Annotated in this window: 20 protein-coding genes; 16 read left to right on the forward strand and 4 right to left on the reverse strand. The window is 67.8% G+C overall.

Annotated elements, in window-relative coordinates; all coding sequences use genetic code 11:
* The first annotated feature begins 22 nt into the window (after positions 1-22).
* The 3 genes from ACFVIV_RS30105 to ACFVIV_RS30115 all read left to right on the forward strand — a co-directional run bounded on the left by ACFVIV_RS30105 (position 23) and on the right by ACFVIV_RS30115 (position 1,935).
* The gene (locus ACFVIV_RS30105) at positions 23-541 is read left to right on the forward strand and encodes a nuclear transport factor 2 family protein (RefSeq protein ID WP_379202089.1); all 519 of its coding nucleotides are present in this window, start codon (positions 23-25) and stop codon (positions 539-541) included.
* A gap of 143 nt (positions 542-684) precedes the next feature.
* Positions 685-1,143: a hypothetical protein gene (locus ACFVIV_RS30110; RefSeq protein WP_379202091.1), complete on the forward strand. Its 459-nt coding sequence runs from the start codon at positions 685-687 to the stop codon at positions 1,141-1,143.
* A 27-nt stretch (positions 1,144-1,170) separates the two neighbouring features.
* Positions 1,171-1,935, forward strand: a complete 765-nt coding sequence (locus tag ACFVIV_RS30115) for a hypothetical protein (RefSeq protein ID WP_379202093.1) — start codon at positions 1,171-1,173, stop codon at positions 1,933-1,935.
* A gap of 9 nt (positions 1,936-1,944) precedes the next feature.
* Here ACFVIV_RS30115 and ACFVIV_RS30120 read toward each other — a convergent pair whose 3' ends face one another.
* Positions 1,945-2,685, reverse strand: coding sequence for a VIT family protein (locus ACFVIV_RS30120; protein WP_379202095.1), 741 nt, complete (start codon positions 2,683-2,685; stop codon positions 1,945-1,947).
* Positions 2,686-2,784: 99 nt separating this feature from the next.
* On the opposite strand from ACFVIV_RS30120, the gene ACFVIV_RS30125 reads away from it, so the two are divergent.
* Positions 2,785-3,882, forward strand: a complete 1,098-nt coding sequence (locus tag ACFVIV_RS30125; RefSeq protein ID WP_379202097.1) for a calcium:proton antiporter — start codon at positions 2,785-2,787, stop codon at positions 3,880-3,882.
* A gap of 15 nt (positions 3,883-3,897) precedes the next feature.
* On the opposite strand, the gene ACFVIV_RS30130 is transcribed toward ACFVIV_RS30125, so the two are convergent.
* A complete protein-coding gene (locus ACFVIV_RS30130; RefSeq protein ID WP_379202099.1) occupies positions 3,898-4,113 on the reverse strand; it encodes a nuclear transport factor 2 family protein in 216 nt (71 codons plus the stop codon).
* A gap of 435 nt (positions 4,114-4,548) precedes the next feature.
* On the opposite strand from ACFVIV_RS30130, the gene ACFVIV_RS30135 reads away from it, so the two are divergent.
* The 10 genes from ACFVIV_RS30135 to ACFVIV_RS30180 all read left to right on the forward strand — a co-directional run bounded on the left by ACFVIV_RS30135 (position 4,549) and on the right by ACFVIV_RS30180 (position 14,944).
* Positions 4,549-5,391, forward strand: a complete 843-nt coding sequence (locus ACFVIV_RS30135) for an MlaE family ABC transporter permease (RefSeq protein ID WP_379202101.1) — start codon at positions 4,549-4,551, stop codon at positions 5,389-5,391.
* On the forward strand, positions 5,391-6,254 hold the full coding sequence (locus ACFVIV_RS30140; RefSeq protein WP_379202103.1) for an ABC transporter permease: 864 nt from the start codon (positions 5,391-5,393) through the stop codon (positions 6,252-6,254). The genes ACFVIV_RS30135 and ACFVIV_RS30140 overlap by 1 nt, the downstream gene beginning before the upstream one ends.
* A 3-nt stretch (positions 6,255-6,257) precedes the next feature.
* Positions 6,258-7,286 carry an MlaD family protein gene (locus tag ACFVIV_RS30145; RefSeq protein ID WP_379202104.1) on the forward strand — a complete coding sequence of 343 codons (1,029 nt, stop codon included), beginning with the start codon at positions 6,258-6,260 and terminating at the stop codon, positions 7,284-7,286.
* Entirely contained in the window at positions 7,283-8,281 is a 999-nt protein-coding gene (locus ACFVIV_RS30150) for an MlaD family protein (protein ID WP_379202106.1), read from the forward strand. Before ACFVIV_RS30145 ends, ACFVIV_RS30150 begins: the two co-directional genes overlap by 4 nt.
* Positions 8,269-9,288 carry an MlaD family protein gene (locus ACFVIV_RS30155; RefSeq protein ID WP_379202108.1) on the forward strand — a complete coding sequence of 340 codons (1,020 nt, stop codon included), beginning with the start codon at positions 8,269-8,271 and terminating at the stop codon, positions 9,286-9,288. Before ACFVIV_RS30150 ends, ACFVIV_RS30155 begins: the two co-directional genes overlap by 13 nt.
* Positions 9,288-10,370 carry an MlaD family protein gene (locus ACFVIV_RS30160; RefSeq protein ID WP_379202110.1) on the forward strand — a complete coding sequence of 361 codons (1,083 nt, stop codon included), beginning with the start codon at positions 9,288-9,290 and terminating at the stop codon, positions 10,368-10,370. Before ACFVIV_RS30155 ends, ACFVIV_RS30160 begins: the two co-directional genes overlap by 1 nt.
* 179 nt (positions 10,371-10,549) lie before the next feature.
* Entirely contained in the window at positions 10,550-11,599 is a 1,050-nt protein-coding gene (locus ACFVIV_RS30165; protein WP_379202112.1) for an MlaD family protein, read from the forward strand.
* The gene (locus tag ACFVIV_RS30170; RefSeq protein ID WP_379202114.1) at positions 11,596-12,552 is read left to right on the forward strand and encodes an MlaD family protein; all 957 of its coding nucleotides are present in this window, start codon (positions 11,596-11,598) and stop codon (positions 12,550-12,552) included. The genes ACFVIV_RS30165 and ACFVIV_RS30170 overlap by 4 nt, the downstream gene beginning before the upstream one ends.
* A gap of 20 nt (positions 12,553-12,572) precedes the next feature.
* Positions 12,573-13,247 (forward strand): hypothetical protein, encoded by a 675-nt coding sequence (locus tag ACFVIV_RS30175; RefSeq protein ID WP_379202116.1) that lies wholly within the window; start codon positions 12,573-12,575, stop codon positions 13,245-13,247.
* Between the two features lie 185 nt (positions 13,248-13,432).
* The gene (locus ACFVIV_RS30180) at positions 13,433-14,944 is read left to right on the forward strand and encodes a methionine--tRNA ligase (protein ID WP_379202118.1); all 1,512 of its coding nucleotides are present in this window, start codon (positions 13,433-13,435) and stop codon (positions 14,942-14,944) included.
* Between the two features lie 3 nt (positions 14,945-14,947).
* Here the strand turns inward: ACFVIV_RS30180 and ACFVIV_RS30185 are convergent, their stop codons facing one another.
* Entirely contained in the window at positions 14,948-16,534 is a 1,587-nt protein-coding gene (locus ACFVIV_RS30185; protein WP_379202120.1) for a GMC oxidoreductase, read from the reverse strand.
* Between the two features lie 103 nt (positions 16,535-16,637).
* Positions 16,638-17,183, reverse strand: a complete 546-nt coding sequence (locus tag ACFVIV_RS30190; protein WP_379202122.1) for a YdcF family protein — start codon at positions 17,181-17,183, stop codon at positions 16,638-16,640.
* A 120-nt stretch (positions 17,184-17,303) separates the two neighbouring features.
* Here ACFVIV_RS30190 and ACFVIV_RS30195 point away from each other — a divergent pair, with 120 nt between their 5' ends.
* Together ACFVIV_RS30195 and ACFVIV_RS30200 are read left to right on the forward strand one after the other, a co-directional pair.
* The gene (locus ACFVIV_RS30195; protein ID WP_379202124.1) at positions 17,304-18,704 is read left to right on the forward strand and encodes a lipase family protein; all 1,401 of its coding nucleotides are present in this window, start codon (positions 17,304-17,306) and stop codon (positions 18,702-18,704) included.
* A gap of 43 nt (positions 18,705-18,747) precedes the next feature.
* A complete protein-coding gene (locus ACFVIV_RS30200) occupies positions 18,748-19,554 on the forward strand; it encodes a nuclear transport factor 2 family protein (RefSeq protein WP_379202126.1) in 807 nt (268 codons plus the stop codon).
* Positions 19,555-19,581: the final 27 nt, after the last annotated feature.

A 19,581-nucleotide genomic window follows, 5' to 3' on the forward strand; every position in this document is an offset into this window, starting at 1 on the left:
CGCTCAACGATCAGGAGTCCTCATGTCCGCCACCCTCGACATCGCGTCCGTCACCGGAACCCGCGCGCTGGCCGCCGACGACACCCCGGACATCGTGCGGGAGCTGCACGATCGCGCCGAGATCACCGATGCGCTCTACCGCTTCGCCCTCGGGCAGGACCTGCGCGACCGGGAGCTGTTCGCGTCCGCGTTCACCGCCGACGCCGAACTCGACTTCCAGCCCACGGCCGGCAAGTGGGGCGGGGTCGCGCCGCTCATGACGGGCCGCGACTTCATCGTCGACACCATTCTCGGCGGTTTCGCGGGCCGGGTGGACACCAGCCATCAGGTGACCAACCCGCGCATCGCGATCGACGGCGATACCGCCCGGCTCACCGCGCTGGTCGAGGCACAGCACCTGCTCACCGCCGATCACGGGGTCTTCGCGCTGCTGAAGAATCGGTACGACGTGGAACTGCGTCGCGAGGGTGCGCGCTGGCTCATGCACCGCATTCGGATCGCGAACATCTGGTTCACCGGAGAGCCGACAGCCATCTTCTAGCTACCGGTCTGAATAGATATCCAGCTGGAACATTTCCCTTATCTGCATCCCGTTCAGGTTTTCAGCAAACCTGTGTACGGTGCCTTGAAGAATGAGCTTTTCGGATCGGCAGACCTACTGGTTCGAATCGAAGGAGTTCTTCGGTGGCACTCGGTGCGGTGCAGGACAAACCCGCCGCGGCACGGGGCGAGGGCACACCCGGCGTCTCGGCGCCGGGGGAGATGTCGCCGAAGGTGCTGGTGCTGCTGATCGGCCTGTCGTTCTGCCTGGTGTTCGGGCTGATCGGCGGCAGCCTCCGGGAAGGCTTCGGGGCCTCGACCGAAGGCGCCGTCGAGACCACCACCTCGGCGCCGGGATCCAGCACCACCAACCCGGCCGGCTCCCCGCTCCCGCCACCCCCGCCGCCGCCTCCCGCCGCACCGGTGGAGGCGCCGCCCGCGCCGCAGCCGGAGGTGTACGAGGCGGAGGTCGTCGCCCCGGCTCCCGCGCCGGAACCGCCGCCGCCCCAGCCCGCCCCGGCCGCCCCCTCGGTCCCGGACATTCTCGCGCCCATTCTGCCGTTCCTGTTCCCGCCCCCGCCGCCTCCGCCACCCGCTCCGTAGGCGCGCGGAATCCGAAGGAGGACAGTCATGCTCGGTACTCCGGACGCGGTCAGACCGCCGGATGACGATGACATCAACCCGCGCAGTCTGGCGGTGGTGGTGTTCATCGCGGGGATGATGACGGCCGCCGTCGGCGCGGGCTTCCTGCTCACCGCCTCGAACGAGGGGCCGATGCGGGAGTCCTCCATCGATCCGGTCTCCGGGGTGCGCGTGGTGCGTGAGTCCCCGATGGACCGGCTGCCCGAACAGCCCGCGAATGCCGAGGCGTCCGTGGAGGATTCGCCCGAACCGGCGGTGGCGCCGCCGCCCGCGCCCGCGCCGATTCCACCCGCCCCGCCGCATCCGGTCGAGCCGCCGGTGGTGCTGCCCGGCGTGGATCCCATCGCCGTTCCGCTGCCGCCGCCACCGCCGCCGATACCCGCGCCGCCGCCTCCGCCGCTGGTGCTGCCGCCTCTCCCGATCGTCTCGCCGGTCGTCGCCGCCGGCGGAATCGGCTGCCGGGTAGCGGCTTTCGTGCTGCCGGTCGATCAGCCGAGCGCGGGCTGGGTGTGCCTGAACCCCGTTCCGGCCGGTGCGCCACCCGCCATCGGCGCGGAATGCTGGTCGAACGGCCTTGCCGGACACTGGGACCCGTTTCTGCCTGCCGATTGGGTCTGCGTCCCGGGCGCACCCGTATTCCTGCCCCCACCTCCACCCATCGAGCCGATCGCGCCGGAACAGGCCCCGCCACCGGCGGAATCGGTCGCCGTGGAACAACTCCCGCCGCCCGTGGCTGCCCCGCTGCCGGAGTGACGTGCGCGCCTAGATCCCGGAAACGTCTGCGAGCTGGCCGATTCCGTAGGTGACGGCCATGGCCAGGGCGCCGCCTATGACGACTCGGAGTACGGCGCGGCGGGGATTGCTGCCGCCGAGGCGAGAACTGACCGAGCCGGTGATCGCCAGCGCCACGAGAACGGCTATGAAGGTCACCGGAATTCGCCATGCGGTCGGGGGTAGCAGGATGGCGATCAGGGGGAGCAGCGCGCCGAGGGTGAAGGAGATGGCGGAGGAGATGGCCGCCTGCCAAGGATTGGTCAGTTCGGTGGGGTCCAAACCCAATTCGGCCTCGGCGTGCGCACGGAAGGCGTCGTGCGCGGTGAGTTCCTCGGCGACCTGGCGCGCGGTTTCGGGGGACAGGCCCTTGTTCTGGTAGATCTGCGCGAGTTCGGCCAGCTCGTACTCCGGCTCCTCGGCGAGCTCGCGCTTCTCCTTGCGCAGTAGCGCCTTCTCACTGTCGCGCTGGGTGCTCACCGACACGTACTCGCCGGCGGCCATGGAGATGGCGCCCGCGGTGAGTCCGGCCACACCCGCGGTGAGGATATTGGAGGTGTCGGTGGTCGCGGCCGCGACGCCCACCACCAAGCCGGCGGTGGACACGATGCCGTCATTGGCTCCGAGTACTCCGGCGCGCAGCCAGTTCAGTCGCGAGGCCAGGCCCTCGGTGTGTGGTTCGTGCGGATGGGGTTGGCCGTTGTCGCCGGGCTCGACGGTCGATTCGTCCACATCCGGAGCCTAGGTCACCTGGGCATCTGTCATGTGGAGCGCTCGCCGGGCGAGGCATGACTCTCGTTTTGCGGCAATTGCGAACATATTGCTGGAACGATGAAGATCATGGTCCGTTTCTGCACTCGCTACTGGTCCGTGCTCGTCCCGCCCCTGGCCGCCGTGGTGCTGGCCGTTACCTGGGGGCGAGAACTCGGGCCGATCGCGGGCGTGCTGGTGAGCGCGGCCCTGGTCGGAGCGGTGCTGGCGGCGGTGCATCACGCGGAGGTGGTGGCGCATCGGGTGGGGGAGCCGTTCGGATCGCTCATCCTGGCGGTGGCGGTCACGATCATCGAGGTCGGCTTGATCGTGACGCTCATGCTCTCCAGCGGCGAGAAGGCGGCCTCACTGGCGCGGGACACGGTCTTCGCGGCGGTCATGATCACCTGCAATGGCATTTTCGGCCTATCCCTGCTGGTGGGCGCGCTACGGCGGCGGGTCGCGGTCTTCAATTCCGAGGGCACGGGCGCGGCCCTGGCCACGGTGGCCACCCTCGCCACGCTGAGCCTGGTGCTGCCGACCTTCACCACCAGCGAGCCGGGGCCGGTGTTCTCCCCGTCGCAGCTGGCCTTCGCGGCGGTGGCCTCGCTGGTGCTCTACGGCGTCTTCGTCATGGTGCAGACGGTGCGGCATCCGGACGACTTCCTGCCGGTGGAGGAGACCGGCGTCGCGATCGACGGCGAGCACGGCGAGCCGCCCACCAAGCGGCGGGCGCTGGCCAGTGTCGGCCTGTTGCTGCTGGCGCTGGTCGGCGTGGTCGGGCTGGCCAAGACGGTGTCGCCGTCGATCGAATCCGGTATCGCCGCAGCGGGCTTGCCGCCGTCGGCGGTGGGTGTGGTGATCGCCCTGCTGGTGCTGCTGCCGGAGACCATCGCCGCCGTCCGGGCGGCGCGGCGGGATCAGGTGCAGATCAGTCTGAATCTGGCGCTCGGTTCGGCCATGGCGAGCATCGGCCTGACGATTCCGGCCATCGCGCTGGCGTCGATCTGGATCGAGGGCCCGCTCATGCTCGGCCTGGGCGCGACCCAGATGGTGCTGCTGGCGCTGACCGTGGTGGTCGGCGCGCTCACCGTGGTGCCGGGGCGCGCGACCCTGTTGCAGGGCTGCGTGCACCTGGTGTTGTTCTCCGGCTTCGTCTTTCTCGCGGTCAGTCCGTAGCGTCGCGCGACGGGGTCAGGCGTTCCAGCGGTAGACCTGTCCGTCGCGTTTCTCGTAGGACGTCGCGGCCTGCGCGCCGCCGCGCCCGGCGAGCAATGCCATGACCTTGGTGCGTCCGCGGGTGGTGTGCCCGTCTTCGGTCCAATGCACATACGGGTGAACCAGTTTCGCGAACGCCGTCCAGTCACCGGCCTCGATCGCGCCCATGACTTCCGACACGGTGTCATCCACGGTTGTCAGTGAACACGCCGTGCGCCGCCGCGGGGAAGGGTTCGGCGGAATCCCGCCCGCGGACATCCGGGCTGACCCGCGTGATTCTGGATTGCTGCTAGTTCACTCCGAGGGCCGGTTGGGTATAGCTCACCCCTCGCGAACGCTCATGCGGAGAGTTCGCCAATGGAGTGTCAGACGTCATATTGATAGCCATCCGGCTCTGATAACACGTTACAGAATCCGCATCTACGGGCACATATGTCAGGTTTACCTGCATTGCGCGGATGTGTACCCGTCAGTAGCTTGGAGTCTCCGATCACATCTCAAGCCGATTTGTTGTAACTGGCAGTAACCATTAGCTTTGATGGCAGGCAGTGTTGCCGATCACGGAGAAGATGATTTGAAGCTCGTCCCCCGACGTCGATTCCGACGCCCTGATGAAGTAGTGCCGCGATGACCCGGAGCCTTCCGAAGAACGCCCCCACTGCTGTTCGCATCGTGCGCGACAACTTCTCCGACACGGTGGTCTCCTCGCTGCGCACCTTCGGCCGCGCGGCGGGCATCGCCCGGGACTCGGTGGCGGGCACGGTCGGCGATATCGCGCGCGGGCAGTTCCAGTGGAAGGAAGCCATCCTGCAGGCGTGGCGACTGGTCACGGTCACCGCCATTCCCGCGATCCTGATGGCGATCCCCTTCGGCGTCATCGTCTCGGTGCAGGTCGGCAACCTCATCCACACCCTCGGCGCGGATTCGCTGCTCGGCGCGACCGGCGGACTCGGCGTCATCAAACAGGGCGCGCCGCTGGCGACCGGCTTCCTGCTCGGCGGCGCGGGCGCGGCGGCGCTGGCGGCCGATCTCGGCGCGCGCACCATTCGCGAGGAGATCGACGCGCTGAACACCATGGGCATCAGCCCGATCCACCGGCTGGTGATCCCGCGCATGGTGGCCATGCTGGTGGTGGCGCCGCTGCTGAACGTGCTCATCATCTTCGTCGGCGTACTGGCCGGCTACGCGGTCGCCATCGGCGGCCAGGGCGTCACGCCGGGCAGCTACTGGTCCACCTTCGGATCCTTCACCACCACCGCCGATGTGTGGGTGTCGCTGCTCAAGGCCGTCATCTTCGGCTTCATCGTGGTGATCATCGCCTGCCAGCGCGGCCTGGAGGCCAAGGGCGGGCCGCGCGGCGTGGCCGACGCGGTGAACGCCGCGGTGGTGCTGTCGGTGGTGTCCATCGTGATCGTGAACCTGATCGCCACCCAGATCACCGCCATGTTCCTGCCCACGAGGCTGGCCTGATGTCGGCGACGTACGTCCCCAAGGGGCTGGGCTGGGCCGCGCGCTTCTATCGCAAGCGCGGGCTGATTCTGCGCCGGGTGGAGAACCTGGGCTTCGTGCTGTCGTTCGTCTGGCAGGTGCTGTCCTCGATTCCGCTGACGCTGAAGCGGTATCGGGACGAGACCATGCGGGCCATCACCAATATGACCTGGGGCCGCGGCTCCATCATCGTGGGCGGCGGGACCGTGCCCATGATGATCGTGCTGGGCCTGGTCATGGGCGCGTCGGTGGCGGTGGAGTCCTTCGCGACGCTGGACATGCTGGGCATGGGCCCGGTGACGGGCCTGGTGTCGGCCTATGCGACCACACGGGAGCTGGCGCCCATCGCCGCGGCCATCGGCTTCGCCGCGCAGGCGGGCTGCCGCATGACCGCCGAGATCGGATCCATGCGCATCTCCGAGGAGATCGACGCCATCGAATCGCTGGGCCTGCGCTCGGTGCCGTTCGTGGTGACCACGCGGGTGCTGGCCGGTGCGGTGGCCATCATCCCGACCTTCCTGATCGCGCTGATCCTGTCGTATCTGGCCTGCCGCGGCCTGATCACGCTGGTGCACGGGTCCTCGGCGGGCGTCTACGACCACTACTTCTTCCAGTTCGTCTCCGGATTCGACGTGATCGCCGCGGTGGGCAAGGTGGCGATCTTCGCGACGGTGGTCATCCTCATCCATTGCTATTACGGCTTTTTCGCCACCGGCGGCCCGGAGGGCGTCGGCATTGCGTCGGGTAAGGCGGTGCGCGCCAGTTCGGTCGCCATCATCGCCCTCGACATGGTGCTGTCCATCGGGCTGTGGGGCTTCAACTCGGCCATCACGTTTACGGGGTAGGGGATGCCGAACTACGGAATGCCCGGTGTCGCCGTGGACCGCAAGCGGTCCATGACGGTGGGCGCGGTCGCCATCGCGCTGGTGCTCGCGGTGCTCGCGGCCTGGTCGCTGTACCGATCGCAGAAAGACGAAGCCGGACTGCCGATTTCGCTGCGCACCGAGCAGATCGGCGACGGTGTGCTGGTCGGCACCGATGTGCGGATGAACGGCGTGCTCATCGGCAAGGTCACCGAGATCGAGCCGGATCAGCGCGGCACCCAGCGCATCGGGTTGCGGCTCGACGAATCCCGGCTGTTCGGGGTGGACGATTCGGTGCTGGTGGATTACGCGCCCGCGAACCTGTTCGGCATCAGCGAGATCGAGCTGCGGCGCGGGCCCGGCGGTGCGCCGCTGCGCGCGGGCGCGGTGCTGGATATGACCGGGGCCAAGGCCGCCGCCGTGTACGACGCCACCATGGGTTCGATTCTGCGCAGCATGTCGCAGGTCGGCGGGTCGGTGCTGACGCCGCAGATGGCCTCGGTCATCGCGCAGGCGGCGGCCGACACCGAGGCGCTGACGCCGCTGGCGCAGGCCATCATCACCGCGGCGCGCACGGTCACCGAGAACCAGAAGATGCCGATGTCGGAGCTGTTCGGCGAACTGGGCCCGGCCTTCACCGGCGGCGGTCAGTTCGCGGGCGCGACCGTGCAGGTGGTGGACATGATCCGCAGCCTGCAGCGCCTGCAGCAGGATCGGGACGGGTTCGATCAGCGGTTGTCGCTGGTCACCGGGCGGCTGCTGCCGGTGCTGGCGGGCACGCTGGGCACGGCCGGGAACGAGCTGGCCGGCTTCACCGACATGCTCGCGCCGCTGCTGGCCCTGCTGGCGCAGATGGTGCCGCGGCCGCAGCAGTCCGCGGCCGAATTGACCGCGCTGCTGGACAATCTGCGCTCGGCCATGCCGGACAACGGGCAGGGGCCGGTGCTGAATCTCGAGGTGGACCTGCGGGGCGTGCCCGCCGTCGCGGTGCCGCTGCTGGGAGGTGTGCGATGAGTGTCAAAGCGGCAGCCTGGCGGCTGGGATTGTTCGCCGCGGTGATCGTGGTGGTGCTCATGCTGGTGCTCACCGCGATCCAGCGGCCGGTATCCGGGAACACCGAGAGCCATGACGCGCTGTTCACCGACGCCAACGGGCTCAAGGTCGGCGATGACGTGCGCATGTACGGCGTGCAGGTCGGCAAGGTGAAGGGCATCGAGCTGGACGGGGTGAACGCGCGAGTTCGCCTGTCGGTCAAGACCGATGCGCCCATCTACGACAACTCCACGCTGGCCATCCGGTACCAGAACCTCACCGGGCAGCGGTACATCGACCTGCAGCAGCAGCCGACGCCCGGAAACCGGATCGCGGCCGACGCGCGCATCGGGATCGACCGCACGGTGCCGTCATTCGATGTGACCAGCCTTTTCAACGGCCTGAAGCCGGTGCTGGCCACGGTTTCTCCGGAGGCCATCAATCAATTCAGCGCCAGCATGGTGGCTTTGATCGAGGGTGACGGCAGCGGCGTCGGACCGGCCATGGACGCCATCGGCAAGCTGGCCTCCTATGTGGAGAACCGGCAGCAGGTGATCGGCACGCTCATCAGGAACATGTCGGACCTGGACGACCGGCTCAGCGGGCGGGTGCACTACCTGGTGCCGCTGCTGAAGCAGCTCACCAATATCTTCGAAGCGCTGCAGGCGAATATCGGCGGGCTGGCGCAGTTCGCCATGACCGCGCCGTCGGTCCTGGGGCCGGTGGACAGCCTGCTGCGCACCCTCGGCATCACCAGCGGCAGTGACGTGGACGCGTTGATCCGCAAGATCTTCCCCGACGCCCAGGAGGCCCTCGAGGTCTTCGGCCGGCTGCCCGCGGTGCTGGCCGCCGCCGACGCCTCGCTGCCGGCCAACGCCGGCGGCTGGAAGCCGGTGTGCAGCAAGGGGAACGCAGAGGTGCCGCCGGTGATCGGCGTGCTGGTGCAGGGACAGCAGGTGGCGATATGCAACGGATGAGATTGCCCCGCTTCCTGGTTCGCGACGACCGGGTCATCGACGACGGCACCCGCAAGAAGCGGGAACTGCGCCGCGGCATTGTCGGGGCGGTGCTGGTGGGCGTGGTGTTGCTCGCCGCCGGGGTGCTGTTCGTGGTGCCGTTCGGCAAGCAGACCTACACCGCCGAACTGTCCGAGGCGCAGTCGGTGAAGGCCGGCGACGATGTGCGCATCGCCGGGATTTCCGTCGGCGAGGTGAAATCCCTCGAGCTGAAGCCGGACCGGGTGGTCATGCGCTTCACCGTGAATTCCAATGTGTTCCTGGGGGATCGGACCTCCCTGGACATTCGCATGCTGACCATTGTCGGCGGGCATTACGTGTCGGTGTTCCCGGCCGGTGAGAAACCGCTGGGCGACAATGCCATTCCGATGGACCGGGTGCGGCTGCCCTACAGTCTCACCCAGACCTTCCAGGATGCCGCCGCGCCGCTGGCCGCCATCGACGGCACGACCTTGAACCGCAATCTGTCCGCGCTCGGCAGTTCCCTCGAAGCCGCCCCGGAGAGCCTGCGCACCACCCTGCAGACGGTCGCCACCTATGTGGACGCGCTGGATCGCCAGCGCACCCAGGTGTCCAATGCCATCTCGGTGGCCGACGAGTACGTCACCATGTACGACGGCGCGAAGACCGATCTGGGCCGGCTCATGGACAATGCCAACCTGCTGGTCACCGTGCTCGACGACAAGCACACCGAAATGGCCGAGGCCATCCGGCTGCTCAGCGATGTGGTCGGCCGGCTCGGGGGCGCACAGCCCACCTGGGACTCGCTGAAGCCCGTGATCGACGGCGCCATCACGCAATTGGAGCAGCTCGGCGCCAAGTTCCAGCCGACCCTCGACGCCGCGCACGGCTTGCAGCAGAAGCTGTCCGCGCTGGTGATTCCCGAGGGCGGCGTGACCATCGACCAGTCCCAGCAGACGGTGACCGTGCCGCAGGTGTGCGTGCCGGTGCCCGGAAAGGACTGCTGATGCTCAAGCGCATGCTCGGCTCGCAGTGGTTCATGTCGGTCGCGGGCGCGGTGCTGGTGGCCGTGCTGGCCGTGGTCGGCTACGTCATCTACTTCGATCCCATGAAGAAGACCGAGTCCTATACCGCGCTCATGCCGGATACGGTGGGTCTGTACGTGGGCAACAAGGTGACCATGCGGGGCATTCCGGTGGGCACCGTGGATTCCATCGAATCCGAGGGCGCCAAGGTCAAGGTCGGCTTCTCGGTGGATGCGCGGTATCCGATGTATGCCGATGCGGCGGCGACCACGGTTTCCGATTCGATTGTGGCGGACCGGAATCTGGCGATCCTGTTCAGCGGCAAGAATCTGGAGCGCTGGGATCCGGCGCGGCCGATCACCAAAACCCTTACGCCCAAGAGCATTACCGAGACGCTGACCGCGCTCGCGGACCTGTCCTCGGAATTGCAGGCGGCGCAGGCTCCCGACGCGATCGCGCGCGGCCTGGCCGGACTGGATGCCGCCACCGCCGGTGCGGGCCCGCAGATCAATGCGATCGTCAAGAAGCTGGGTTCCGCGCTGTCGCAGCCGGATGCCGATATCGCCCATCTGGCGGGGATCTTCGATGCCTTCGCCTCGGTGGGCGAGAAGGTGGAACAGCACTGGGGCGATCTGTGCTCCATGCTGCTGCGCCTGGCGCCCGCTCTGGAGAACGCCAGCACCGAATTGCTCGGTCCCGGTGCGGAATTGATCGACCGGCTGGGTCAGGCCCTGCCCATGCTCAACGATCTGGTGACCATTGCCGGTGACCCGATCATGCGGGCGCTCGATGACACGCTGCCGCTGGTGCGGTTGCTGCGCGCCAATGTCGGCTCGCTGTCGGAGATCATGCTCAAGCTGCCGGTGCTGACCAATGCCGCGAAGTCTGTCATGGGCGACGGCGTGAGCTACGCGTCCCCGCGCGCCGCGCTGCCCGCGCCGCAGGCCGAACAGGTGTGCGCGGCCGTGAACGCGCTGACGCCGGGATCCTGCGCCGATGCCGCCGACGGCATGGTGAACGTCCCGCTGGTGCCCCTGGTGCTCGGAATGGCAGGTGCGCGATGAGAATTGGACGCTGGGAGTTCACGATCGACGCACCCTCGGCATTCCGGATGCAGGGCACCTCGTCATTCCGGATGCAGGGCACCTCGTCATTCCGGCATGCTCTTGGCCGGAATCTACAGGCGCACAGGGTGGATCCCGGCCACAAGCACGCCGGGATGACAGGGCGTCGGCTGCGTTCGATGTTGGTCAAGCGCGCGGGTGCGGCGGTGCTCGCGGTTGGACTCGTGGCCGGAGCCGGTGCGTGCTCGTTCGATCCGTCCTCGGTGCCGGTGCCCGGCACGACGGTGTCCGGACCGACCTATCGCATTCACATCGAGTTCGGCAATGTGCTCAATCTGCCTGCGCGCGCGAAGGTCATCGCCAATGGCGCACAGGTCGGCTCGGTGGCCGGGGTGCGCGTGGTGGAGGCGTCCAAGTCCGGTGGGCGCGGCGGGTATGTGGTCGTCGACGCCGATATCTCGGACAAGGTGCAGTTGCCCGCGACGACCATTGCCGAGTTGCGGCAGAACACCGTGCTCGGCGATATCCATCTGGCGCTGACCACCCCGCCCGACGGTTTCGGCGCGCTGCTGTCCGACGGCGGCACCATCGCCCGGGAGCGCACCCGCCCGGCGGTGCAGCTCGAGGACACCATGGCCGCGCTGGCCGCTTTCACCCAGGGCGGCGCCGTGAATCAGTTGCAGGACATCATCAATCGGTTCAATGCGGTGCTGCCGCAGGACCCCAATGAGACCAAGCGGATCGCGCAGAACGCGGCCGCCAATGCCGTGGATCTGGCCGCCAATCTCGACGATGTGGATTCGCTGCTGAACGGCCTGGGACTCAATGCGCAGGTGCTGCACGACCGGGCCGACTTCCTGGATCACCAGCTGACCCAGGAATCGGTGGACGCCATGAACGGCATCGCCCACTCGATCGCGGGCGTCACCCAGATCTTCGCCGTCCTCGGCCAGCTCGGCGGTTCGCTGACCTGGCTGGCCCCCATCGCCACCTCCGGGGATGCGGCGGCGAAAGCTTTCGTGCCGCTGGCCTTCTCGGGTAGCCCGCTGGACCTGTCGCAGTCGTCGAACCTGATGCTGCTGGTTTCGCTGTTGCGGGACAAGCTGATCCCGTTCGTGGAACAGGGGCCGAAGGTGAATGTCACCGGTATCAAGGTGGATTCGGTGTCCCGTGACGACCAGGTCGGCAATATCCTCTCCACCCTGCGCATGATCGGAGCCGTTCGATGAAGTGGGGTTCCCTGGCGTCGCTGGGCGGCATCGCCGCCGTCACCGTGGTGGGCGCGAGCTACCTGACCTTCGGCGTGGTGCGCGCGGATCCCTTCGCCGAGTACACCAATGCCTCCATGGTGCTGGCCAACTCCGGCGGTCTGAGCGTGGGTTCGCCGATCCTGTTGACCGGCATGAAGATCGGCAAGATCACCTCGGTGGACAGCACCGCGGCGGGCGTCGAGGTCGGCTTCCGCGTGGACGCCGACCGCAAGGTGCCCACGGACAGCGTCATCAGCATCGAGCAGCTCTCCGCCCTGGGCGAGCCTTACGTGGAATTCCGTCCCAAAACCGGCAATGGCCCGTACCTCACCGACGGCCAGCGGCTCGATACCTCGGCGGTGAAGTCGCCGCTGTCCATCCCGGAAGTGTCTCGCCTGGTCAACCAGGTCATGAACCAGCTGGACCCGAAGGTGGCCGCCTCCCTGGCGAGCACCCTGGGCGCGGCCTTCGACGACACCGAATCCGCCATGCCCCCGCTCACCCGCGCCGGCGACCTACTGGCCGCCGCCATTATGAGCCGCGAACCCAAAATCGCGCAGCTACTGAACAGCTTCCAGGCCACCGCCATGAATATGGACGGCATCCCCGAAGCCACCGCCGCGGCCGCCCCCGCATTCGTCCAGTTCGCACAGTCTCTCAATGACCTGGTCGCAGCAGTCGGTAGACTCGTCGACGCGGCCCCCGGACCCGAGGCATATGTCGATGGCAACGGGCTGGCCACCTTCCTGGCGAGGCTGACCGACTGGTTGCAGCAGGCCGGACCCGAACTGAAGACCCTGGCCCCCCAACTGCAGCCGCTCGTCGACGCGGCCCGCACCTCGGCCCCGCAGATCGATATCAGCTCCCTGATCTCGCAAGCACTGGCGAGCACCGGCGACGGTGCCGTCCGCGTGCAGGTCAACGTCAAGTAAGTCCCAGAAGGAGAACGCAGATGTCCAACGACGCCGATCCGAAGCCCGCGGTCGACGCGGAGGCCGCCGCCGTCTCCGCCCCCGAGCCCGCCGCCGCGACCCCCAAGGTCGAGTTCGCCAAGTCTGCCCCCGCGGCCGCGGCGACCAGGACCGCCGCACCGGAGCCGACGCCCAAGACGGTTCAGCTGAAGCTCTCCACCCTGGCCTTCGCAGCCGCCGCGGTCCTGCTCGTCGGCGCCTTGGTCGCGACCACGGCCCTGTGGCTGTCCGCCCGCGGCGAACTCTCCGACCGCGACGCCAAGGCCGCCGACGAACAGCACGCCGAACAGGTCGCCACCGACTACTCCGTCGGCGCCTCCAACATCAACTTCTCCGACCTGAACTCCTGGACCACCCGCCTGAAGGCCAACACCACCCCCACCCTGGCCAACAAATTCGACGCCACGGCCCCCAAACTCCAGGAAATCCTGGTCCCCCTGAAGTGGACCTCCTCCGCCACCCCCGTGACAGCCAAGGTGATAGGCCACGACAACGGCGTCTACCAGGTCAACGTCTTCCTCAACGTAACTTCCACCAACGCCCAGAACCCCGAAGGCGTCCAAACCACCGTCACCTACAACGTCACCGTCGACCCCGCCAACGGCTGGAAGGTCGCCGACGTAGGCGGCATGAGCCTCGCCCTCCCCAAGCAGTAATCCAGCGGCCGCCAATCGGCTTCTCGGATAACATCTTCAGCATGACCACGTTCGCTCACCCGGTGATGATGCCCCGCTGACGGGGCCACTGACGCTGCGCGAACGAACATCTCGAGGCCCTGTTCACCCGGGGCCTCGATGCATGTCCGCGGCCGGAGCCCCTCCCCATCGCACCGGAGGTTCCGATGACGCACACCTACATCACCACCACCATCCCCTACGTCAACGCTCGCCCCCATCTGGGCTTCGCACTCGAACTCGTGCAGGCCGACGTGCTCGCTCGCCACCATCGCGGCCGTGGTGCGAGTGTCCGGTTCCAGACCGGCACCGACGACAATTCACTGAAGAACGTGCTGGCCGCGGAGCGGGCCGGTATCGGGGTGCGCCAGTTCGTCGAAGCGAATGCCGCCGCGTTCACCGCACTACCGCGCCCGTTGTCCTTATCGGTCGACGATGTGCTCCACACCGGCAGCGATGCCCGGCACCGGCCGGGGGTGGAAGCGCTGTGGCGAGCCTGCGCCGCATCGGACGATCTCTACCGGAAGCACTACGACGGCTTGTATTGCGTTGGCTGCGAACAGTTCTACACGCCGGCGGAACTCACCGGCGGCCGCTGCCGCGAGCATGACACCGAGCCGCAACGGATTTCGGAGATCAACTGGTTCTTCCGCTTGTCGCGCTATGCCGACCGGCTGCTCGATCTCATTACCGCGGACGTCATTCGGATCGAGCCCGCCGAGCGGCGCAACGAGGTGCTGGCCTTCATTGCCGCGGGGCTGGAGGACTTCTCGGTATCCCGATCCATCGGCCGGGCTCGCGGCTGGGGGATTCCGGTTCCCGGCGACCCCGATCAGGTGATCTACGTCTGGTGGGATGCGCTGGGCAACTATCTGACCGCCCTGGGGTACGGCAGCGGTGGTGCGGGGGTCCGGCGCTGGTGGACCGAGGCCGATCAGCGAATCCATCTGATCGGCAAGGGCGTCATCCGTTTCCATGCGGTGTACTGGCCGGCGATCCTGTTGTCGGCCGGTCAGGCGCTGCCCACGCACATTCACGTGCACGACTACCTCACCGTCGACGGCCGCAAGATCAGCAAGTCTGCGGGAACCGCCATCGGCCCGATCGAGCTGGCCGACCGCTACGGCACCGATGCCGTCCGCTGGTGGCTGCTTCGCGAGCCTCCCCGGGTCGGCGACGTCGATTTCACGGTGGACCGCCTCGTGCACCGCGCCGATACCGAACTCGCCAATGGCATCGGCAATCTGGTCAACCGGACGTTGGGCTTGGTTCATCGCTACCGGCACGGCCGGCCGCTCGGGGCGGAAGTCGCTGTGCCACAGGCGGAGGGCTTGTTGCGCGCCATCGACGAGGTCGGCGTCTGCGTCGACTCCGCGCTCGCGGACTTCGACTTTCGCCGCGCGACGGGGGCGATATGGGCCATCGCGGTGGAGGCCAATCGGTACATCCAGGTCATTCGGCCGTGGGAACTCGGCGCTGCGGAGGGGCACGGCGGTGTGAGCAGCGAGCTGGATGTCGTTCTCGCCACCCTGCTGCGTGCTTGTCACGCGATTGCCGTGGCGCTGGAGCCGTTCCTGCCGGATCTCGCGGCCCGCATCGTCGAGCAATGCACCCCGCGCGCGGGGCTATTGCCGCCGCCGGGGCCGATTCAGCCCAGGCTCGCCAACCCACACCGGTAAATGTCAGTGGCGCAGGTGGTCTGCCAGGCGGACGGCCAGGGCGACGATGGTGAGGGTGGGGTTGGCGTGGCCGTTGGTGGGGAAGACGGAGCTGCCGGCTATGTAGAGGTTGTCGATGTCGTGGACTCGGCAGTCGGGGTCCACGACGCCGGTGCGGGGGTCGGTGGACATGCGGGTGGAGCCGGTGGGGTGGGCCCAGTCGGTGAGGTGGGCGGGGAGGGGGCTGGCTTCGCGGACCCATTCGTGGAGTTCGGGTGGGGTGAAGCCGAGGCGGGCGAATTCGCCGGCGACGAGGGCGGCGGCGCGGCGGACGGTGGCGTCCTCGAGGGGGCTGAGTTTCCAGTCGACGCGGGCGAGGGGGATGCCCAGGCGATCGACCTTGTCGCTCAGGGTGATTCGGCTGTCGGGGTGGGGGGCCTGTTCGACCATGCAGCGGAGTTCGACGTGCTCGAGCTTGCGGGGGAGGCCGGTGTGGTCGATGAGGCGGCGCTTGGCGCCGGAGAGGAGCAGGCCGGGATTGGTGACCACGGTGCGGGCGTCGCGTGCGGTGAGGTGGCCGCGCAGCAGGTTCTTGACCGCTTCCCAGGGGTCGTCGTGGGCGGGGACTTCTTGAATCCACAAGGCGCAGTTGAGAAGTCCCTCGGCTGCTTGTAGTTCGGGGGAGAGGGCCACGCCGTGCAGGAAGGTGTGTTTTCCGGTGCGGGATTTGACTACGTATTTGCCGAACCGGTCGCGCGCTTCGGCTGAGGTCAGCGGGTCGAGGGTGCCCACGACGCCGCAACGGTGGTCGAGCAGGTAGCGGCCGACCACATCGTGGCGATTTCCGACACCGGCGGGCGCGATTCGATTCGAGGCCAGCAATAGGCGCGCGTTTTCTATTCCGCCGGTGGCCAGGACAATTCGCGCCGACCTGGCGAGCCGGGGTCTGCCTTCCGCATCGACGAGCCGCAATGATTCCACATGTGTTCCCTGTGGATTCGTATCGATATGGGTCACGGTGGCATTGACAATAATTCGGACATTGTCCGCGGTTATTCCGGCGACATGCGCGCCGAAGCGTTTGCTGTCGAATGGATCCGCCGGATCCTTGCTGATCTGCCAGAAGTACGGCCGCAGCCAGCGCCGGTCCAGGTCCTGGACCGGCGGCGTCCGACCGGCCAGTTCCCAGAACCGGTCGCCGGTATACCCACCGCCGTACCCGAGCCCCAAATGCGTTGCGGCCCTGTTCAGATACGGCTCCACCGTGGCATACCCGATGGGCCAGCCCGAGGACGGCACCCAGTCCCGCACGGCATAGTCCAGCTCGTCCAGCGGTGCGCACCGCCCGCTCCAGGTCTGCGAGCTGCCGCCCAGAATTCTGTTGCGCGCGTTGCTGTATGGCATCGCGCGGGGTGCGCCGACATTGTCGATATCATTGAGTTCCTCGGTGTCCGGCGCGAGTTCGAGCCCCCCGCTCTCGAGCACCAGAACGCGTAGTCGGCTACCCGCCAGTTCGGTGGCGATGGTCAGCCCCGCCGGACCGGAGCCGATTATGCACACGTCGGCCACGAGATCGGTGTCCCGTACGGCACTCAGGTCGTCGATACGCACCGGAAATCCTTCCGCACCCGCATCCACCCCCGAGACAGACGCGCTACCCTTGCCCGCGCTCATCCTAACCCTCAATTGCGTTTATGGTGCCCAACTTTCGGCTTCAGCATCCGGGTTGCAGAAACGCCCGCAGGTAACCGGCGGACTGCCTTACATACATCCATGCCCAGTACGCGAGACCCGAATCGCTGGGGCTCGCGACCATCGTCAATTCCCCGTCGAAGCACCGTCCCACGATGTATCGTGCGCGGGATACATGCGGCGTATTCGTCACCACGATGAGGTGACGCCAGCCCCGGGCTTTCGCCCGCCGCCCGATTTCGCGAGCCTCGCCCTGGGTGGTCCACGGATCCGGGACGAAACACGAGACCGCGAAGTCGAAATCCCCCGCGCAGTATCGATCCATGACGTGATCGTCCGCACCGGTGGATCGCGAGATCATCAATTCCGGCGCGAGCCCGCGCCGCGCCAGATCCAGCCCGAGATCGAATCGCTCGTAGGCCGTGCCGCCCAGCACCACGATGGCATCGGCCGGGCGCAGCGGATCGAGTTGCGGGTGCACGAAGACCGGCAGGCCCGCGAACCCGAGGCCGGCGATCAGCAGCACCAGGGCCGCGACCGCGGCGACGACGCGTGGATACCGGGACACGTAGTCGAAGCTACCGGCGCGGCAATCCGGCTATTGCGATCCAGGTCACTGTCGTGCAATAGTCTGCGGACCGTGTGAGACGCAGTGGTCTCACATTGATGCGGAGGGCACGGGGACTTGATGAGGCGGAATACGGCGCGCTGGAAGGCCGTGCTGCGGTCCGGAATCGCAGCGACTGCGATGGCGATGATGGCGACGACGGCCCTGCTGCCGTCCGCGGCGAGCGCGGACGAGCCGGTCCCGGTGCGGCCCGCGGCCCCGATCCCGGTGCCGCAGGAACTGGACCCGGCCTTCTACAACCCGCCCGCCGACCTGGTGGCGAGCAAGGCCCCCGGCGAGATCATCGCCGCCCGGCAGGTGAGTGTCGCCAACTTCGGCCTGATCCCGCTCAATGTGGACGCCTGGCAGCTGTCCTATCGCTCGAACAACAGCCGCGACGAGGCCATCCCGGCGGTGGCCACCGTGCTCAAGCCGCGCGGGTCGGCCCCGGACAAGCTGGTCTCCATGCAGATCGCGGAGGACTCGCTGGCCGGATACTGTGCGCCGTCCTACGCGGTGCAGCAGTGGTCGGTCGCCTCCTTCGTGGGCCAGATCGTGGTGCCCGCCGAATTCATCATCTCGCAGGGCGCGCTCCAACAGGGTTGGGGCGTGGTGATTCCGGATCACCAGGGCCTCGACAATGCCTATGCCGCCGGTCCGCTGGGCGGCCGCATCACCCTCGACGGCATTCGCGCCGCCACCGCCTTCGAGCCCCTGCGCCTCGCCGAGAACACCCGGATCGGCATGTACGGCTATTCGGGCGGCGCGATCGTCACCGGTCACGCGGCGGAGCTGAAGCAGTCCTACGCCCCGGAACTGAATATCGTCGCCGCGGCCGAAGGCGGTGTGCCCGCCGATCTGGGCGTCGTCCTGAATGTCGCCAACGGCCAGGCCACCTCCGGTCTGGTGCTCGCCGCGGTCAACGGCCTCACCCGCGAATACCCGGACTTCGCGCGCTTCGTGAACGAGAACATGGACCTACTGGGCAAGGGCCTGTCCTTCGTGCAGAGCGGTCTGTGCGTCCAGTACGTCTCCTCGCTGCTGCCGTTCCTGAATCTGAAGGGCATGCTGCGCGTCCCCGGCGACCCCATGCGGCATCCGGCCGTGGTCGACGTGATCGACAAGACCCGTATGGGCAAGGCGGTCCCGGATATGCCCATGTACATCTGGAATGCCAATCCGGACGAGATCATCCCGGTCGGGCAGGTCAACACTCTCGTCGACACCTACTGCCGAAACCCGTCGGCGAGCGTGCAATACACGCGCGAGCATTTCGGCGAGCACGTCGCCACCGAGATCTCCGGCGCCGGCCCGGCCATGCTCTGGATGCGCGATCGCCTCGAAGGCGTTCCGGCGCAACAGGGCTGCTCGATCACCGATGCGGGCTGGCTGGCCCTGGATCCGAATGGCACCGCCCTGCTGGCGTCCACCTTCGGCGAGACCTTCGCATCCTTCTTCGGTAAGCCCATCGGCGTGAAGTAGCCGGTAACATCGCGCGCGCTCGCTTCACCACCTGGAGGTCACCGTGCCCGCGCATCCCACCGCCGCCGAACTGCTGGCGACCGTCGAAGCCTCCCCGCGCGCGGTGGGCGTGCACGACAAGGCGGCGTGGGTGGGCTTGTTCGCCGAGCACGGCAGCGTCGAGGATCCGGTCGGCTCGCGGCCGCATATCGGGCGGGCCGCCATCGACCGGTTCTACGACACCTTCATCGCGCCCAATGGCATCGCGTTCGAGGTGGACGCGGACGTGGTGTGCGGCATGACGGTGTTCCGGGATCTGACCATCGCCACCACCATGTCCACCGGGGTCACCCTGCGGGTGCCCATGCATCTGCGCTACGACCTGGCCGAGGTGGACGGCGCGCTGAGAATCGGTGCGCTGCGGGCGCATTGGGAGCTGCCCGGCATGATCGGGCAGCTGCTGGGCTCCGGCGCGCAGGGGCTGCTGGCCGGGGCCAAGCTGGGTCCGCAGCTGCTCGGCAATCAAGGCGTCGGCGGCGCAGTCGGATTCATGCAGGGCATGCGCGGGGTCGGCGCGGCGGGCAAGGCGGCGGCGGGGCGGCTGCTGGACGCGGTCGGGCGCGGCGAGGTCTCGACCGCCCGCGCGGGGCTCGCGCCGGTCCCGCAATTGCGCTGGGCGACCGGCGATCCGATGTCACTGGAGGACTTCACCACCCGCGCCAAGGGCCTGCGCTGGCGCAAGCCCATCGCGGCGGGCCGCCATGTCACCGCGAGCGTGGAGACCGGCAAGGGCCGCGGCATCGCCCAGCTGGATTTCGCCGATCACGGCACGCGCATCGAGGCCGTGCGGATCTTCGTGCCGGCGAACTGATCGGGCGCAGCGCTAACCGCGCACCGG

Origin of the sequence: Nocardia sp. NPDC127526 (assembly GCF_042672265.1) — a bacterium.
In the GTDB taxonomy this organism is placed as follows: domain Bacteria; phylum Actinomycetota; class Actinomycetes; order Mycobacteriales; family Mycobacteriaceae; genus Nocardia.

Excerpts from the sequence above, each read along its gene's own strand:
- ACFVIV_RS30165 (WP_379202112.1), top strand. The coding sequence starts at position 10,550 with ATGTTGGTCAAGCGCGCGGGTGCGGCGGTGCTCGCGGTTGGACTCGTG.
- ACFVIV_RS30155 (WP_379202108.1), top strand. The coding sequence starts at position 8,269 with ATGCAACGGATGAGATTGCCCCGCTTCCTGGTTCGCGACGACCGGGTC.
- ACFVIV_RS30170 (WP_379202114.1), top strand. The coding sequence starts at position 11,596 with ATGAAGTGGGGTTCCCTGGCGTCGCTGGGCGGCATCGCCGCCGTCACC.
- ACFVIV_RS30125 (WP_379202097.1), top strand. The coding sequence starts at position 2,785 with ATGAAGATCATGGTCCGTTTCTGCACTCGCTACTGGTCCGTGCTCGTC.
- ACFVIV_RS30150 (WP_379202106.1), top strand. The coding sequence starts at position 7,283 with ATGAGTGTCAAAGCGGCAGCCTGGCGGCTGGGATTGTTCGCCGCGGTG.
- ACFVIV_RS30140 (WP_379202103.1), top strand. The coding sequence starts at position 5,391 with ATGTCGGCGACGTACGTCCCCAAGGGGCTGGGCTGGGCCGCGCGCTTC.
- ACFVIV_RS30160 (WP_379202110.1), top strand. The coding sequence starts at position 9,288 with ATGCTCAAGCGCATGCTCGGCTCGCAGTGGTTCATGTCGGTCGCGGGC.
- ACFVIV_RS30105 (WP_379202089.1), top strand. The coding sequence starts at position 23 with ATGTCCGCCACCCTCGACATCGCGTCCGTCACCGGAACCCGCGCGCTG.
- ACFVIV_RS30180 (WP_379202118.1), top strand. The coding sequence starts at position 13,433 with ATGACGCACACCTACATCACCACCACCATCCCCTACGTCAACGCTCGC.
- ACFVIV_RS30135 (WP_379202101.1), top strand. The coding sequence starts at position 4,549 with ATGACCCGGAGCCTTCCGAAGAACGCCCCCACTGCTGTTCGCATCGTG.
- ACFVIV_RS30115 (WP_379202093.1), top strand. The coding sequence starts at position 1,171 with ATGCTCGGTACTCCGGACGCGGTCAGACCGCCGGATGACGATGACATC.
- ACFVIV_RS30175 (WP_379202116.1), top strand. The coding sequence starts at position 12,573 with ATGTCCAACGACGCCGATCCGAAGCCCGCGGTCGACGCGGAGGCCGCC.
- ACFVIV_RS30195 (WP_379202124.1), top strand. The coding sequence starts at position 17,304 with ATGAGGCGGAATACGGCGCGCTGGAAGGCCGTGCTGCGGTCCGGAATC.
- ACFVIV_RS30145 (WP_379202104.1), top strand. The coding sequence starts at position 6,258 with ATGCCGAACTACGGAATGCCCGGTGTCGCCGTGGACCGCAAGCGGTCC.